Source organism: Amycolatopsis sp. NPDC003865, from assembly GCF_053605345.1.
In genome coordinates, this window is sequence record NZ_JBSGJA010000010.1 from 210,847 (window position 1) to 225,308 (window position 14,462).

Here is a 14,462-nt window from a genome sequence, read left to right on the forward strand (position 1 = left end):
GATGCCTGAGTACGTGATCCTGGTCCACCCGTCAGCCAACCGGGTCTACGCCGCCTCCTCCCCCGCGCTGCTGCGCGCCGAGCTGGCGGTGTTCGGCGCGGCGCTGCCGGCCGAGCTGTCCGGGATCGAGGAGGTCGAGCTCGGCGGCGTCGGGTACGTGCGCTTCACCAGCTCGGCGCCCCTCGGCGAGCGCGATCTCGCGCTGCTGTCGAACCTTTCGTCGCTCTACGCGCTGTTCGAACTGGGCGACGGCGTTCTGCGCCCGGTCACCGTGACGCCGCTGGCGAAGGCGGACTCGGACCTGCTGACCATCCAGAAGTACCCCGGCAAGACGAACGAGTCGTTCACGAAGCTGCTGCTGAACGTCACGCTGCTGGCCACCGCGGACCCGTTCTCCGACCGGCCGAAGTACCTGCTCGACCCGCTGTGCGGCCGCGGCACGACGCTGAACCAGGCGATGATGTACGGCCTGCACGCCACCGGCCTCGACGTCGACGCCAAGGACTTCGAGGCCTACGAGGCGTTCATCAAGACGTGGCTGCGGAACAAGCGCGTCAAGCACACGGCCGACTCGGGGCAGCTGCGGCGCAACAAGGTCCGGCTCGGCCGGCGCCTCGACATCGAGTACGCGCTGGACAAGGAAGCCTACAAAGCGGGCGACACCCGCAAGCTCACCTACTTCCAGGCCGACACGCTGACCACCGACGAGGTGCTGCGGGCGAACTCCACCGACGTGATCGTCACCGACGCGCCGTACGGCGTCCAGCACGGCAGCCACCGCGAGGCGGGCCTGCAGCGGAGCCCCCGCGACCTGCTCGCGGCGGCCGTCCCGGTGTGGACGCGGGTGCTGCGGCCCGGCGGGGCGCTCGGCATCTCGTGGAACACGACCGTGCTGCCGCGCGAAGAACTCGTCGAGGTGCTGCGCAAGGCCGGGCTCGACGTCCGCGAAGGCGGGCCGTGGGAGGAGTTCACCCACCGGGTCGACCAGGCCATCCTGCGTGACCTGGTCGTCGCGGTGAAGCCGGCGTCCTAGGACTGCGTCAGCTCGGGCTTGGTCACCTGCCCGTTCTCCTCCGGCGCGGAGGCGGCAGCGGGCGGCGTGCTCAGGCCGCGCTTCACCGAGTCCAAAATGGACAATCCCTGCCCCACGAGCCCCGCGGCCATCTCACCGAGGCCGTCGGCGCCGTTGAGGATGTTCACGTTCGCCCCGGACAGGCCGCGCCCGGCCTCCTTGACGATCTGCGGCAGCTGGTCGATCAGCATCCGGTCGAGCGCCACCCGGTTGTTCGACGCGGCGGCCTCGGCCTGCACGCGCATCCGCTCCGCCTCGGCCAGCGCGAGGATGCGGATCCGCTCGGCCTCCGCGTCCGCCGGTTTGATCACCTCGGCCACCAGCTGCTGCTGCCGCAGCTCGGCCTCGCGCTGGGCCAGCTCGGTGCGCGCGTCGATGACCTCCTGCTGCGCCTTGGCCTGCGCGAGCGGCCCGGCCTGGGCGGCTTCGGCCTGCGCCGCCTCGACCTCGGCGCGGTACTGCGCCTGCACGATCGAGGTCTGCCGGGCGTACTCGGCCTGCGTCCGCTGGGACTTCTGCTCGGCTTCGGCCGCGGTCTGGTTCGCCACGGCCTGCGCGATCTGGGCGTCCCGCTGGATGGCGGCGTTGTGCGGCGCGGCCATCGCGGCGATGTAGCCGAGCTTCATGTCGTCGATCGACTGGATCTGCAGCGCGTCGACGGTGAGCCCGATCTTCGCCATCTCGACCGCCGAACCGTCCAGCACCTCGGTCGCGAGCTTCTGCCGCTCGGTGATGATCTCCTCGACGGTCATCGACCCGATGATCGACCGCAGGTGCCCGGCGAAGATGCGGCCGGTCAGCACGGACATCTGGTCCTGGTCGGAGAGGAACCGCTGGCCGGCGTTGACGATGCTCTCGGTGTCGTTGCCGACCTTGAACGCGATCACCGCCCGGACCGTCAGGGCGATGGCCTGTTTCGTGACGCACACTTCGGTCACTTCGGCCTCGCACATGGAAAGCGTGAGGAACCGGACCTTCCGGAAGACCGGCATGACGAACGCGCCATGGCCGGTGACGACCCGGAACGGTGACGTGCCTTTGCTGTTCTTTCCCCCCGAGATCAGCATCGCCTCGTTGGGCGCGGGAACGCGGTACCCGAACATGGCTGTCCTTCTTCACACACTAGGAAGCGGGTTCCGAGGCGTCCCACGCCACGACGTCGACCGCGCGCCGTCCCCGGGCTTCGACGACCAGGACGGTCGTGCCCTTCGGCAGCTCCGCGTCGGACCAGGCAAGGAAGGTTTCCAGACCGCCCCTGATCCTGATCAGCACCTCCCCGGGGCCCCGCTCCCCGCGGGTGCCGACCAGGAGGACTCCGGTGCGCCCGGCCGGGGAGAGATCGGAGTGCACGATGGCGCTGACCTCCCTCGGTGGCCGCCTCGACGCGGGGATGACCCCCGCTGTCCCCCATTGTGCTCCCGGCGGACGCGGGCGGCGGGCACTGTGAGGTTCCGATCAGAAGGCAACCTCCGCGGCTATACTCGCAGACCGTGACTGTCGAGCAACGCCCTCTGCGCGCGGACGCCCGCCGCAACCGGGAAGCGCTGGTGGCGGCCGCGCGGGAGGTGTTCGGCACCAAGGGTGTCGACGCGCCGCTGGACGAGGTCGCGCGCCGCGCCGAAGTCGCGATCGGGACGCTCTACAACCGGTTCCCCACCCGGGCCGACCTGGTCGAGGCCGCGTTCCTGCCGACGCTGGAAGAAGCCAAGGCCGTCACCGAAGAAGCCCTCGCCGTGGCCGACCCCTGGGCCGGTTTCGTGCACTTCCTCGAACGTTCGGTGCTGATGCAGGTCTCCGACCGCGGCTTCACCGAGGTGTGCGCGCGGGCCTTCGATCCCGCGTCGGGACTGGAGAAAGCCAAGCACGCCAACGCTTCCCGGATGAACCGGATCATCACACGGGCCCAGGAGGCCGGCGCGTTGCGGAAGGACTTCCGCGCGGAAGACCTGGCGATCGTGTTCGCCGCGGCGACGGCGACCCCCGACTGGCGGCGCGCGCTCGGCATGGTCCTCGACGGGCTGCGGGCGCGATGACCTGGCTCGCGGACACCCGCACGTCGTACGACACGGTGGCGTCGAGCTACGCCGAGTTCGTTTCCGACGCCCTGGAGAAGCACGCGCACATGCGCGCGGCGCTGACGTTGTTCGCGGCGGAGGTCGACGGCCCGGCGGTCGACATCGGGTGCGGCCCCGGGCAGTTCACGGCGTACCTGGCTTCGCTCGGCGTCGACGCCTCCGGCATCGACCTCTCCCCGGCGATGATCGACGTGGCCCGGCGGCAGTACCCGCACCTGCGGTTCGACGTGGGTTCGATGACGGACCTGGCGTTGCCGGACGCGTCGATGGCGGGGGTGCTGGCGTTCTGGTCGCTGATCCACATCCCGGACGAGTCGGTGCCGGTCGCGCTGGCCCACTTCCGGCGCGTGCTGCGGCCGGACGGCCTGCTGGTGATCGGCTACCACGTCGGCGTGGGAACACGCCTGAAGACCCAGGGCTACGGCGGGCACCCGATGCGGGTGAACGTCCACCTGCGGCAGCCGTGGTGGCTGGCCAAACGGGTGCGCGCGGCCGGGTTCACGATCGAGGCGGAGTGGGCGCTCGACCCGGGGAACGAAGTGTCGCAGGCAATCCTGTTCGCGCGCGCGTCAGCGTAGCCGCTGTCCCACGAACTTCAGGACGTCCGGCAGGATCCCGCGCCAGTACTCGTCCTGGTGGCCACCCGGGGAAAACACCGACACGGCAGGCGAAACCGCCTTCACCAGCTTGCGGTCCGCGGCCAGGAACGGGTCCGACTCGCCGCACCAGACGCCGAGGGCGTCCGGGCGCAGTTCTCCCGTGTGCAGCAACGGTTCCTCGGCCCGCCAGTCGGCTTCGCCGGAGAACACCTCGCGGCCGCGGGCAGCCGGCCAGCTGACGAACAGGGCCGCGCTCGCCGTCGCGACCGCCTTCAGGTCCGGGTGCGCGCGGGCGAAGCGCAACGCGCCGAAGCCGCCCATGGAAATGCCGAACACCGCCGAGGCCGGACGCAGGTCGCGGGCCGTCAGCCAGCCCGGGACTTCGTCGCTGAGCATGCGCTGCGGGTCGTCGTCCCCGCCGACGTCGACCCAGTAGTGGTCGCCGTCGAGCGCGGCCACCGCGAACGGCGGGACGCCCGCGCGCACGGCTTGCGTCAACGCCGCGGGGACGCCCAGGTCGAGGAACGTCCGCGCGCGGGCGCCGCGGCCGTGCAGGGCCAGGCACACCGGCAGGCCCGAGGCCGGGACGCCTTCGGGCGTGATGAGAACCAGGTCGACGTCCGTGCCGCGGGCGGCCGAGCGCATGCGCTGGACCGTCACCGGGTCACGCGGCGCCGACGGACGGGCCGGCGCCGGCACGGGGGGCGGGCCGGGAGCCGGTTCGGGCGACGAGCAGCCCGCCAGCAGCGCGAGTGCGCCGCCGGCGAGCAGGCCGCGGCGGGAGAGCACGGGTCAGCCCCGGCTCTCCTCCTCCGCGAACTCGTCGTCGTCTTCGGTGTCTTCGCGCGGCGCCTTGTACGGGTCGACGTCGCCCGCGTGCTGGGCGCCGGTCGCGCGGCGCGCGACCTCCGCGTCGGCCTCGCGGGCCTTGGCGAGGAGGTCCTCGATCCGCTTCGACTCCTCGGGGATGGTGTCCGCGACGAACGTCAGCGTCGGCGTGTAGCGGACCCCGGTGCCCTGGCCGACCTTCGTGCGCAGCACGCCGCGCGCCGACTCGAGCGCGGCCGCGGCACCGGCGAAGTCCGGGACGGAGTCCAGCTTCTCGCCGAGCACCGTGTAGTACACCGTGGCGTCGTGCAGGTCGCCGGTGACCTTCGTGTCCGTGATCGTCACGTAGTTCAGCCGGGGGTCCTTGACCTCGTGCTCGATCGCGGACGCCACGATCTGCGAGATCCGCTTCGCGAGCTTGCGAGCCCGAGCCGGATCAGCCATGTCTTGCTCCTAGAAAAGGTCTAATCGTCTGGACCGAGTAGCCGGCGACGGGCGGAGAGCAGTTCGAACTCCGGCCGGCTCGCCACGTAGCGCTCACACGAGTCGAGCACGTCCCGGACGTGCTCGCCACCTTCGGCGACCACGGCCACCCCGATGAGGGTCCGGCGGTGCAGGTCGGTGTGCCCGGCTTCGGCCACCGACACGGCGAAGCGCTTGCGCACCTCGGCCAGCACGGGACGGACCACGGATCGCTTCTGCTTCAGCGAATGGACGTCGCCGAGCAGGATGTCGAGCTCGAGAGCTCCGACGAACATAGGCAGTTGTGGTGGTGTAGTAGGGAAGCGCCGGGTGCGTGCGGGACTTCCCGCACGCACCCGGCCCCGAACATCAGGAACGCGGCTTCTCGCGCTGCTCGTACGTCTCGATCACGTCGTCGACCTTGATGTCGCCGTACGAACCGAGCGTCAGACCGCACTCGTAGCCCTCGCGGACCTCGACCACGTCGTCCTTGAACCGCCGCAGCGAGCTGATCGGCAGGTTCTCCGCCACGACGGTGCCGTCGCGCAGCAGACGCGCCCGGGCGTTGCGCCGGATCTCGCCGGACATGACCAGGCAACCCGCGATCGTGCCGATCTTGGAGGACTTGAAGACCTCGCGGACCTCCGCGCGGCCCAGCTCGACCTCTTCGTACTCCGGCTTGAGCATGCCCTTGAGGGCCTGCTCGATCTCGTCGATCGCCTGATAGATGACCGTGTAGTACCGGACGTCGACGCCCTCGCGGGTGGCCCGCTCGGTCGCCTTGCCCTGGGCGCGGACGTTGAACCCGAGGACGATCGCGTCGGACGCGGTCGCCAGGTCGATGTCCGACTCGGTCACGCCACCGACACCGCGGTGGACCACGTTCAGCTCGACCTCGTCGCCGACGTCCAGCTGGAGCAGCGAGGCTTCGAGGGCCTCGACCGTACCCGAGTTGTCACCCTTGATGATCAGGTTGAGGCTGTTCGTCTCCTTCAAGGCGGAGTCGAGGTCCTCGAGGCTGACCCGCTTGCGGCGCGACGCGTTGAGCGCGTTGCGCGTGCGAGCCGACCGGCGCTCGGCGATCTGCCGGGCGACGCGGTCCTCGTCGACCACCAGGAAGGTGTCACCCGCACCCGGCACCGACGTGAAGCCGATGACCTGGACGGGCCGCGACGGCAGCGCCTCGGTGACGTCGACGTTGTGCTCGTCGACCATCCGGCGGACGCGGCCGTAGGCGTCACCCGCCACGACCGAGTCACCGACGCGCAGCGTGCCGCGCTGGACCAGGACGGTGGCCACCGGGCCGCGGCCGCGGTCGAGGTGCGCCTCGATCGCGACACCCTGGGCCTCCATGTCCGGGTTGGCCCGGAGGTCCAGAGCGGCGTCGGCGGTCAGCAGGATCGCTTCGAGCAGGCCGTCGATGTTGATGTTCTGCCGCGCGGAGATCTCGACGAACATCGTGTCGCCGCCGTACTCCTCGGCGACCAGGCCGTACTCGGTCAGCTGCTGCCGGATCTTGTCCGGGTTCGCGCCTTCCTTGTCGATCTTGTTGATCGCGACCACGATCGGGGCCTTGGCGGCCTGCGCGTGGTTGATCGCCTCGACCGTCTGCGGCATCACACCGTCGTCGGCCGCCACCACGATCACCGCGATGTCGGTCGAGTTCGCACCACGGGCACGCATGGCGGTGAACGCCTCGTGACCCGGGGTGTCGATGAAGGTGATCAGGCGCGGGTTGCCCTCGAGCTCGGTCTCGATCTGGTACGCACCGATGTGCTGCGTGATGCCGCCGGCCTCGCTCTCGCGGACCTTCGTCTTCCGGATCGTGTCGAGCAGGCGGGTCTTACCGTGGTCGACGTGACCCATGATGGTCACGACCGGCGGCCGGACCTGGAGGTCCTCTTCCTCACCCGCGTCTTCGCCGTAGGTGATGTCGAAGGTCTCCAGCAGCTCACGGTCTTCTTCCTCGGGGCTGACGACCTGAACCGTGTAGTTCATTTCGCCGCCGAGCAGCTCGAGGATGTCGTCCGACACGGACTGCGTCGCGGTGACCATCTCGCCGAGGTGGAAGAGCACCTGCACCAGCGAAGCCGGGTTGGCGTCGATCTTCTCGGCGAAGTCGGTCAGCGAAGCACCCCGCGGCAGCCGGATCGTCTCGCCCTGCCCCTTGGGCAGGCGGACGCCGCCGACGCTGGGCGCCTGCATGTTGTCCATGTACTCCTGGCGCTTCTGCCGCTTCGACTTGCGGCCCTTGCGCGAGGGACCACCCGGGCGCCCGAAGGCACCCGCCGTGCCGCCACGGCCACCGGGGCCGCCACGACCGCCGCCGCCACCGCGGAAGCCGCCACCGCCGGCCGGGGCACCGGTGCCGCCACCCGGGCGGAAACCGCCGCCACCGCCACCGCCACCGGGACCGCCGCGGAAGCCACCGCCGCCGCCACCGCCACCGGGACCGCCGCGGAAACCGCCGCCGCCACCGGGACGGCCACCGCCACCGGGGCCGCCACGGGCGCCGCCGCCGGGACCACCGCGGGCGCCGCCACCGGGACCGGCGGGACGCTGCGTGCGGCCCGGCATCATGCCGGGGTTCGGCCGCGGGGGCATGTTGCCCGGGCTCGGCCGGTTGCCACCGGCGCCGCCGCCGGGCCGCGGGGCCGGGCGGTCACCGCCGCCCTGACCGCCACCGGGACGCGGCGGGCGGTTGTCGCCGCCCTGACCGCCACCGGGGCGCGGGGCCTGCGGACGCGGAGCCGGGGCGCCGGAACCGACGCCGAACGGGTTGTTGCCGACCCGCGGGGTGCGCGGACCGGGCTTGGGACCGCCGGGCTTGGGACCCTGCGGCTTCGGCGGGACGACCGAGCCGGTGCCGCCCTGGGCGGGCGCGGCCGGGGTGTCCTGCTTGGGCGCGGCCGGAGCCTCGGCTTTGGCGGCCGGGACCTGCTGCTGGGGTGCGGGCGTCGCGGGACGCGGGCCGGGCCGGGGGCCGGGGCGCTGCCCCGGGGTGGCCGGCTTCGCCGCCGCGGGCGCCTGCTGCTGGGGCGCGGCCGGAGCCGGCGCGGGAGCCGCCTTGGCCGCCGGCGCCTGCTGAGCGGGCGCGGGGGGCTTCGGGGCGGCGGGCTTGGCGGCCGGCGGGCCGGGGCGCGCCGACGGGCCGGGGGTGGGCTTCTTGGCGCCCTTGGGCGCATACGCGTCGCGGAGACGGCGGGCGACGGGCGCCTCGACCGTGGACGACGCGGACTTGACGAACTCGCCCTGTTCCTTCAACTTCGCGAGAACGTCCTTGCTGGTGATGCCGAGCTCCTTCGCGAGCTCGTGTACGCGGGCCTTGCCTGGCACAACTCTCCTCATCTAGGGGAGGCCAGGCGGAAAACCCGCTGACCTCGTCCTTATTGTCTGACGCTCATGGCTTCAGCTTCACGGCTGACTCATGACGGGTCGACCTGCTTCCTTGATTCCTCGCGGCCCCGGGGACGTCCCGGGGTCGTGGTGCGGGGCGGTGCGCTCGACGTGCTCGCGGACCTCCCGGGCGTCGAGCGCCCCCGGAGCCCGCAGGGCTCTGGGGAAGGCCCGCCGCCGTTCGGCCTTGGCCAGGCAGTCCGGGTCGGGGTGCAGCCAAGCCCCCCGGCCCGGCAGCCGCCGACGCTCGTCGACGACCACCCGCCCGGCCACCGCGACCACGCGCAGCAGCTCACCGATCAATGCCCGCCGCTTGCAGCCGACACAAGTCCGCACCGGAAGATTCCGGTGGGGCTGGTGCTCGGCTACCCGCCGCGGGCGTTGAACCACTCCTGAGTCTAGCGCTTCGACCTTCACTCAGCCGAACCGGTTGTCGCGGCGGGCCGCGACGGACTGGCGTGGTCTTGATCACCCTCGTCGTCCGCGGGCGCGGCGTCGCTGCGGATGTCGATCCGCCAGCCGGTCAGGCGGGCGGCGAGGCGGGCGTTCTGGCCCTCCTTGCCGATCGCCAGCGACAGCTGGAAGTCCGGCACCACGACGCGGGCGGTCTTCGCCCGCTCGTCCACGACTCGTACCGAAACAACCTTCGCGGGCGACAGCGCATTCCCGACGAAGCGGGCCGGGTCGTCGGAGTAGTCGATGATGTCGATCTTCTCGCCGGCCAGCTCGCTCATCACGTTGCGCACGCGCGCGCCGACCGGGCCGATGCAGGCGCCCTTGGCGTTGACGCCCGGCACGGTGGACTTCACGGCGATCTTCGTGCGGTGCCCCGGCTCGCGCGCGACGGCGGCGATTTCGACCGTCCCGTCGGCGATCTCCGGCACCTCGAGCGCGAACAGCTTGCGCACCAGGTTCGGGTGCGAGCGCGAGAGCGTGATCTGCGGGCCGCGGTTGCTGCGCGACACCGTCAGCACGTACGCCTTGATCCGGCTGCCGTGCTCGTAGGACTCCCCGGCCACCTGTTCGCCGGACGGCAGCACGCCCTCGGTGTCACCCACCTGGACCACGACCATGCCGCGGGCGTTCGCGCGCGCGTCGCGCTGGATCACGCCGGCGACGATCTCGCCCTCCTTGGTGGAGAACTCGCCGAAGGTCTTCTCGTGCTCGGCGTCGCGCAGCCGCTGCAGGATGACCTGGCGGGCGGTGGTGGCGGCGATCCGGCCGAAACCCTCGGGGGTGTCGTCCCACTCCTCGTCGACCTGGCCGTCGTGGGTCAGCGTGTGCGCGAGCACGCGCACCAGGCCCGTCTTGCGGTCGATGTCGATGCGGGCGTGCGGCTGGTGGCCCTCGGTGTGCTTGTACGCGGTGAGCAAGGCCGTCTCGATGGCCTCGATCACCGTTTCGAAGGGGATGTCCTTGTCCCGTTCGATCGCCCGCAGCGCGGCGATGTCGACGTTCACTTCGACCCCTTCTCCGTCTCGGCCGCGATCATGCCGGACGCGTCGTCTTCGAGCAGTTTCAGGTCCTCGGCGGGCGGCTGCTTGAACTCGATCTCCACGACCGCCTTCGCCACGTCGGCGTAGCGGACGTCGCGGACCTTGCCGCCTTCGAGGACGCGGGCGGCGTGTTCGCCCGCGTGACCGACCCGGCCGACGAAGGCCGCGCCCTCGGCCGGGGTGATCTTCACCAGGCGGAACCGCGCGCGCCGCCAGTGCCGCGGCTGGGTGAGCGGGCGGTCGAGGCCCGGCGAGGTGACCTCCAGCGTGTAGGCGCTCGCGAGCACGTGCTCGTTCTCGTCGAGCGCCGCCGAGACCTTGCGGCTGACCTCGGCGACCTCGTCCAGCCCGACCCCGTCGTCGGCGTCGACGACGACCTTGACCAGCTGCCGCCGGCCGGCCTGCTGCACCTCGAACGAGTCGAGGTCGAAACCCGCGGCGGTGACGGCTTCGGCCACTATCGGCTGAAGCCGGCTGGCGAGTTCTCCTGGCACGTGGGGCTCTCCTTGTTTCGGGCTGGAGTTGCGCGGGTCGGTGGTGGACCAGCTTATCCGGTCCCCCGTTCCCTCCGCGCGAGCGGCGGGCCCGCCCCGGGGCCTGGCAGGATGGGCCGACGTGACCGGAAGACCGACCGACCTGACCCGTCGTGCCGCCCTCCGCGCGGGGGCGCTGGCCGCGCTGGCCGTTCCCCTGGCCGCCTGCGGGCCCGGCTACGACGAGAGCCCCGACCCGCTGCAGCCCCTGCTGGCCGCCGCCGAGGCCGACGCCGCCGCCGCGCGGGCGCTGGCCAAGGGCGAGGACGCCGACGCCGCCGGCCAGCTCGCCGACGCGCGCGCGGCGCACGCGGCCGCGCTGAAGTCCGAAGTGGACCGGCTCAACCGGCCGAAACCGTCGCCGTCCGCGACACCACCGGCCCCGGCCGCGCTGAGTGACCTGAAGGAGCGGCTGGCGACCGCGCGCAAGCAGGCCGAAGACCTCGTCGGCGGGCTGCCGCGCTACCGGGCCGGGCTGGTCGCGGCGGTGGCGGCGGGCTGCGCGGCGCTGCAGCGCACGGCCCCGGCGCTGGGCCCCGGCGAAGACGCGCCGGCACCCGCGCCGTCGGGCGGCGCCGTGCCCGCGGAGGCGGTGGACCCGCTGCAGACCGCGCTCGCCGCCGAGCACGCCGCCGTCTGGGTGTACGGACTGGTCAGCGCGTTCCTGCCGGGCGACTTCGGCGACGCCGAGAAGGCCGGCGCCGCGGAGCACGCGGTGCGCCGCGACCTGCTGCAGACGATGCTTTCGGCGTCCGGGGCGACCCCGGTGTCGCCCGAAGCGGCGTACGTGCCGAAGAAGCCGGTGACGGACGCGAAGTCGGCGTCGCTGGTGGTCGCGACGGCCGAGGCCGACTGCGCGAACGCGTGGCTGGCGGTGGTCAACCACACCGACGACGCCGGTCTGCGGACCACGGCGTTGCACGCGCTGGTGGCGGCTTCGCGGCGCGGGACGCCGTGGCGTTCGGAAGCGGGCGAGAAGCCGACGGCGATCGCCATGCCCGGCCAGGTGAGCTGAACGCGGGTCAAGCGCCCCAAGGCGGCCTTGGGGCGCTCGGCGCCGGGTCAGCCCTTGAGGTCGGCCGAGAGGCGCAGGGCGTCGTCCGCGATCTTCTTGATCAACGCCTTGTCCGTGTGCTTGTCGTAGAAGTCGGCCAGCACGATCGTCGTGTTCGTGCCCTCGACCTTCGACGCGTAGGCCGAGTTCTTGCCGCTCAGGCTCGGGACGCCGGTGCCCGCGAACGTCTTGTCCCGGACCAGGTCCGTGACGTTGCCGGTGTCGTCCTTGTCGGTGAGGCTCTTGAGCGCCTTCGCCTTCACCGAGTCCGGCATGCCGACCAGCACCACCGACACCAGCGCCTTCGCGCCGCCCGTCTCCGTCGTGTACAGCGCGCGGGCCAGCGACTGGCACGGCGAGTCTTCGAAGAACTTCTGGGTGTCGCCGTAGGACTTGGCCGAGCAGTCGTTGACGCGGTCCGGCCCGGCGACCTTGGTGAACTGGTACTGCCCGGTGTTCTGCGCGGGCGGCTGGGCGACGGGCTCCTCCGGCGTCGAGTCGTGCCGGATCAGGTACCACAGCAGCCCGGCGACGACGGCGATCGCGACCAGCCCGGCGCCGCGCAGCGCCAGGGCCTTGGTGTCCCTCGGCGGCGGGCCCGGGGCGGGCGGCCGCGGCTGCGGGGGCACCGCGCCCAGCGGGGCCGTGTCGGACGGGCCTGGGGTGAAATGCGCACCAACCACGAGGCCATACGGTAGTTCACCGCCCCACGGGCGTTCACTCGAATGCGCGTAAGACGCGTTCGACGTCGTCAGCGGTGTTGTAGAGGTGGAAGCCGACGCGCACCCGGCCGCCGCGGACGCTCGAGACGATCCCCGCCGCCGCGACCCGCTCCGGATCGGCGTCGAGGGAGACGATCGCGGTGCCGCGCGGGGGCAGGCCCAGCTTCTCGAGCAGCAGGTCGGCGAGGCCGGTGTTGTGCGCCGCGACCCGTGCGAGGTCGAGCCCGCCGAGGTACTCCAGCGCGGCGGCCGCGCCGACCTGGGCGAGCCAGACCGGCGAGAGGTCGAACGCGCGGGCGTCGCCGGCCAGGCGCAGCGGAAGGCCGTAGACCGTGGCCCACGGGTCCTCCCCCGCGTACCAGTTCGCCGCGACCGCCCGGGTGCGCTCGTGCGCGTCCGGCCGCACGTACAGCCACGCGCAGCCGCGCGGGGACAGCAGCCACTTGTAGCCCGCGGCGACCACCCAGTCCGCCCAGGCGACGTCCAGCGGCAGCCAGCCGGCGGCCTGGGTCGCGTCGAGGAGCACCGCCGCCCCGGCGGCCTCGGCGGCGGCCCGCAGCGCGGGGAGGTCGGCGAGCCGGCCGTCGGCGGACTGGACGACGCTCACCGCGACGACGTCGTGCCCCTCGACCCGCTCCGGCAGCGACTCCAGGGGCACCTCGGTCACCGTCACGCCGGGGTTGGCCGCGAAGGGGAACGTCACGCTGGTGAAGTCCCCTTCGGCGGCGAGCACGCGGGTCCCGGCGGGCAGCGCGGCGGCGACGTTGGCGACCAGCTGCGAGGCCGACGCGCCGATCGCGACCCGCCCGGGGTCGACGCCGAGCAGGCGCGCGAACCCCGCCCGCGACCGGTCGACGTACTGATCGAACTCCCCCGGCCGCGTCGCACCGGTGCGCCACCGCTCGACGGACCCGGCGACCGCCGCCGCCACCGCGGCCGGCGGGATGCCGACGCTGGGCGTGTTCAGGTAACCGGGCGGGACGGCGAAATCGGTCATGGTCCCCAGGCTGGCAGACCGGGCAAGCCGGTTACGGCAGCAGCGCGACGACTTCGTCGTAGCTCGGTGGGTTCAGCGGCAGGTCCCGGCCGTCGCGGATCGCGGTCGCCGTCCCGGCCGCGGCCCGCAAAGCCATGCGGTACGGGAGCGAGCCGAGGCTGACGCGGGCGACGCCCAGTTCGGCCAGGCCCGCGAAGGTGACCTTCCCGGGGAGGAACAGCAGGTTGAGCGGGAGGCCCAGGTCGACGATCTTCCCGATGTCCGCCGGCGCGGCCAGACCGGGGACGAAGATGCCGTCCGCGCCGGCGTCCGCATAGGCCTTCGCCCGGTTCTCGGCTTCGCCGATGGAGTGGTCGCCCGCCCAGTGGGTGTCGGTGCGGGCGTTGAGGAAGAGGTCCGGCACGCGGGCTTTGACGGCTTCGATCAGGGCGGTCTGGTGGGCAACCGGGGTGAGGCCGTCTTCGAGGTTGACGCCGACGGCACCGGCGTCGTGGAGTTCCGCGGCGAGATCGGCGACGGCGGCCGGATCGGCGCCGAAGCCGTCGGCGATGTCGACGCTGACGAGGACGTCCAGCCTGGTCAGGCGTTTCGCCAGGGCGACGGTGGCGTCCCGCGTCGAAGGGGCGCCGTCGGGTTCGCCGGCCGCCGCGGACACGCCGAGGCTGGTGGTCCCGAGGGCGCGGAAGCCCTGGGCGGCGAGGAAAGCGCCGACGCCGAACTCCCAGGCGTTGGGCAGCAGCAGCGGGGAACCGGGGACGTGGAGGGCGCGGAATTCGTCCATGACCCCGAACCTAGGAGCCGGACGCTTCGGCGAGCGCCGAACTCAGGCCGACGCGGGGGTGTGCTCCGCGTCGTAGGCGTCGCGGGCCTCCTGGACCGCCGTCATGTGCCGGCGGGCCCAGCGGTCCAGCATGTCCAGCGGCTCCGACAGGTTCCGGCCCAGTGCCGTCAGCTCGTACTCCACCTTCGGCGGGATCACCGCGTACGCCGTGCGGGTCAGGATCCCGTCGCGGACCAGGCTCCGCAGCGTCTGCGTCAGCACCTTCTGGGAGATCCCGTCGACCCGGTGGGCGATCTCGGTGAACCGCAGCGGGCCGTCCTTCAGCGCGCCGACGATCAGGACCGTCCACTGGTCGCCGATGCGGTCGAGCAGCTGACGGGTCGGGCAGTTGCGGTCGTACGGGTCCGGCCCCACGGCGCACCTCACTTTCCCGGGGAGAGTAACACG

Annotated in this window: 17 protein-coding genes; 4 read left to right on the plus strand and 13 right to left on the minus strand. The window is 72.4% G+C overall.

What is annotated here, in order from left to right:
• The first annotated feature begins 1 nt into the window (after position 1).
• Complete coding sequence (locus ACWEVP_RS24515) at positions 2 to 1,033, plus strand: TRM11 family SAM-dependent methyltransferase (RefSeq protein WP_452064887.1); 1,032 nt, start codon at positions 2 to 4, stop codon at positions 1,031 to 1,033.
• Here ACWEVP_RS24515 and ACWEVP_RS24520 read toward each other — a convergent pair.
• Together ACWEVP_RS24520 and ACWEVP_RS24525 are read right to left on the minus strand one after the other, a co-directional pair.
• The gene (locus tag ACWEVP_RS24520) at positions 1,030 to 2,175 is read right to left on the minus strand and encodes a flotillin family protein (protein ID WP_452064888.1); all 1,146 of its coding nucleotides are present in this window, start codon (positions 2,173 to 2,175) and stop codon (positions 1,030 to 1,032) included. The two genes, ACWEVP_RS24515 and ACWEVP_RS24520, sit on opposite strands and share 4 nt — an antisense overlap.
• Before the next feature lie 19 nt (positions 2,176 to 2,194).
• The gene (locus ACWEVP_RS24525) at positions 2,195 to 2,422 is read right to left on the minus strand and encodes a hypothetical protein (protein WP_452064889.1); all 228 of its coding nucleotides are present in this window, start codon (positions 2,420 to 2,422) and stop codon (positions 2,195 to 2,197) included.
• 140 nt (positions 2,423 to 2,562) lie between these two features.
• Between ACWEVP_RS24525 and ACWEVP_RS24530 the strand changes: the two genes are divergently transcribed.
• Both ACWEVP_RS24530 and ACWEVP_RS24535 read left to right on the plus strand, forming a co-directional pair.
• The gene (locus ACWEVP_RS24530; RefSeq protein ID WP_452064890.1) at positions 2,563 to 3,105 is read left to right on the plus strand and encodes a TetR/AcrR family transcriptional regulator; all 543 of its coding nucleotides are present in this window, start codon (positions 2,563 to 2,565) and stop codon (positions 3,103 to 3,105) included.
• Positions 3,102 to 3,725 (plus strand): class I SAM-dependent methyltransferase, encoded by a 624-nt coding sequence (locus tag ACWEVP_RS24535; RefSeq protein WP_452064891.1) that lies wholly within the window; start codon positions 3,102 to 3,104, stop codon positions 3,723 to 3,725. The genes ACWEVP_RS24530 and ACWEVP_RS24535 overlap by 4 nt, the downstream gene beginning before the upstream one ends.
• Here ACWEVP_RS24535 and ACWEVP_RS24540 read toward each other — a convergent pair.
• The 7 genes from ACWEVP_RS24540 to rimP form a co-directional block, all read right to left on the minus strand.
• Positions 3,717 to 4,535 (minus strand): alpha/beta hydrolase, encoded by an 819-nt coding sequence (locus tag ACWEVP_RS24540; RefSeq protein WP_452064892.1) that lies wholly within the window; start codon positions 4,533 to 4,535, stop codon positions 3,717 to 3,719. The two genes, ACWEVP_RS24535 and ACWEVP_RS24540, sit on opposite strands and share 9 nt — an antisense overlap.
• Positions 4,536 to 4,538: 3 nt before the next feature.
• Positions 4,539 to 5,018, minus strand: a complete 480-nt coding sequence (gene rbfA, locus ACWEVP_RS24545) for a 30S ribosome-binding factor RbfA (RefSeq protein ID WP_364461982.1) — start codon at positions 5,016 to 5,018, stop codon at positions 4,539 to 4,541.
• A gap of 20 nt (positions 5,019 to 5,038) precedes the next feature.
• Positions 5,039 to 5,332 (minus strand): DUF503 domain-containing protein, encoded by a 294-nt coding sequence (locus tag ACWEVP_RS24550; RefSeq protein WP_003083991.1) that lies wholly within the window; start codon positions 5,330 to 5,332, stop codon positions 5,039 to 5,041.
• 73 nt (positions 5,333 to 5,405) lie between these two features.
• Positions 5,406 to 8,372: a translation initiation factor IF-2 gene (gene infB / locus ACWEVP_RS24555; protein ID WP_452064893.1), complete on the minus strand. Its 2,967-nt coding sequence runs from the start codon at positions 8,370 to 8,372 to the stop codon at positions 5,406 to 5,408.
• Between the two features lie 78 nt (positions 8,373 to 8,450).
• Positions 8,451 to 8,768 carry a YlxR family protein gene (locus ACWEVP_RS24560; RefSeq protein WP_452064894.1) on the minus strand — a complete coding sequence of 106 codons (318 nt, stop codon included), beginning with the start codon at positions 8,766 to 8,768 and terminating at the stop codon, positions 8,451 to 8,453.
• Between the two features lie 77 nt (positions 8,769 to 8,845).
• The gene (gene nusA / locus ACWEVP_RS24565; protein ID WP_452064895.1) at positions 8,846 to 9,892 is read right to left on the minus strand and encodes a transcription termination factor NusA; all 1,047 of its coding nucleotides are present in this window, start codon (positions 9,890 to 9,892) and stop codon (positions 8,846 to 8,848) included.
• The gene (rimP, locus tag ACWEVP_RS24570; RefSeq protein ID WP_452064896.1) at positions 9,889 to 10,422 is read right to left on the minus strand and encodes a ribosome maturation factor RimP; all 534 of its coding nucleotides are present in this window, start codon (positions 10,420 to 10,422) and stop codon (positions 9,889 to 9,891) included. The genes nusA and rimP overlap by 4 nt, the downstream gene beginning before the upstream one ends.
• Before the next feature lie 121 nt (positions 10,423 to 10,543).
• Between rimP and ACWEVP_RS24575 the strand changes: the two genes are divergently transcribed.
• Positions 10,544 to 11,476 carry a ferritin-like domain-containing protein gene (locus ACWEVP_RS24575; RefSeq protein WP_452064897.1) on the plus strand — a complete coding sequence of 311 codons (933 nt, stop codon included), beginning with the start codon at positions 10,544 to 10,546 and terminating at the stop codon, positions 11,474 to 11,476.
• Between the two features lie 47 nt (positions 11,477 to 11,523).
• Here ACWEVP_RS24575 and ACWEVP_RS24580 read toward each other — a convergent pair whose 3' ends face one another.
• The 4 genes from ACWEVP_RS24580 to ACWEVP_RS24595 form a co-directional block, all read right to left on the minus strand.
• Positions 11,524 to 12,144 carry a hypothetical protein gene (locus tag ACWEVP_RS24580; RefSeq protein ID WP_452064982.1) on the minus strand — a complete coding sequence of 207 codons (621 nt, stop codon included), beginning with the start codon at positions 12,142 to 12,144 and terminating at the stop codon, positions 11,524 to 11,526.
• A gap of 88 nt (positions 12,145 to 12,232) precedes the next feature.
• Positions 12,233 to 13,234: an aminotransferase class V-fold PLP-dependent enzyme gene (locus ACWEVP_RS24585; protein ID WP_452064898.1), complete on the minus strand. Its 1,002-nt coding sequence runs from the start codon at positions 13,232 to 13,234 to the stop codon at positions 12,233 to 12,235.
• Between the two features lie 31 nt (positions 13,235 to 13,265).
• A complete protein-coding gene (locus tag ACWEVP_RS24590) occupies positions 13,266 to 14,015 on the minus strand; it encodes an isocitrate lyase/PEP mutase family protein (RefSeq protein ID WP_452064899.1) in 750 nt (249 codons plus the stop codon).
• Between the two features lie 42 nt (positions 14,016 to 14,057).
• Positions 14,058 to 14,429, minus strand: coding sequence for a winged helix-turn-helix transcriptional regulator (locus tag ACWEVP_RS24595; RefSeq protein WP_452064900.1), 372 nt, complete (start codon positions 14,427 to 14,429; stop codon positions 14,058 to 14,060).
• Positions 14,430 to 14,462 lie beyond the last annotated feature (33 nt).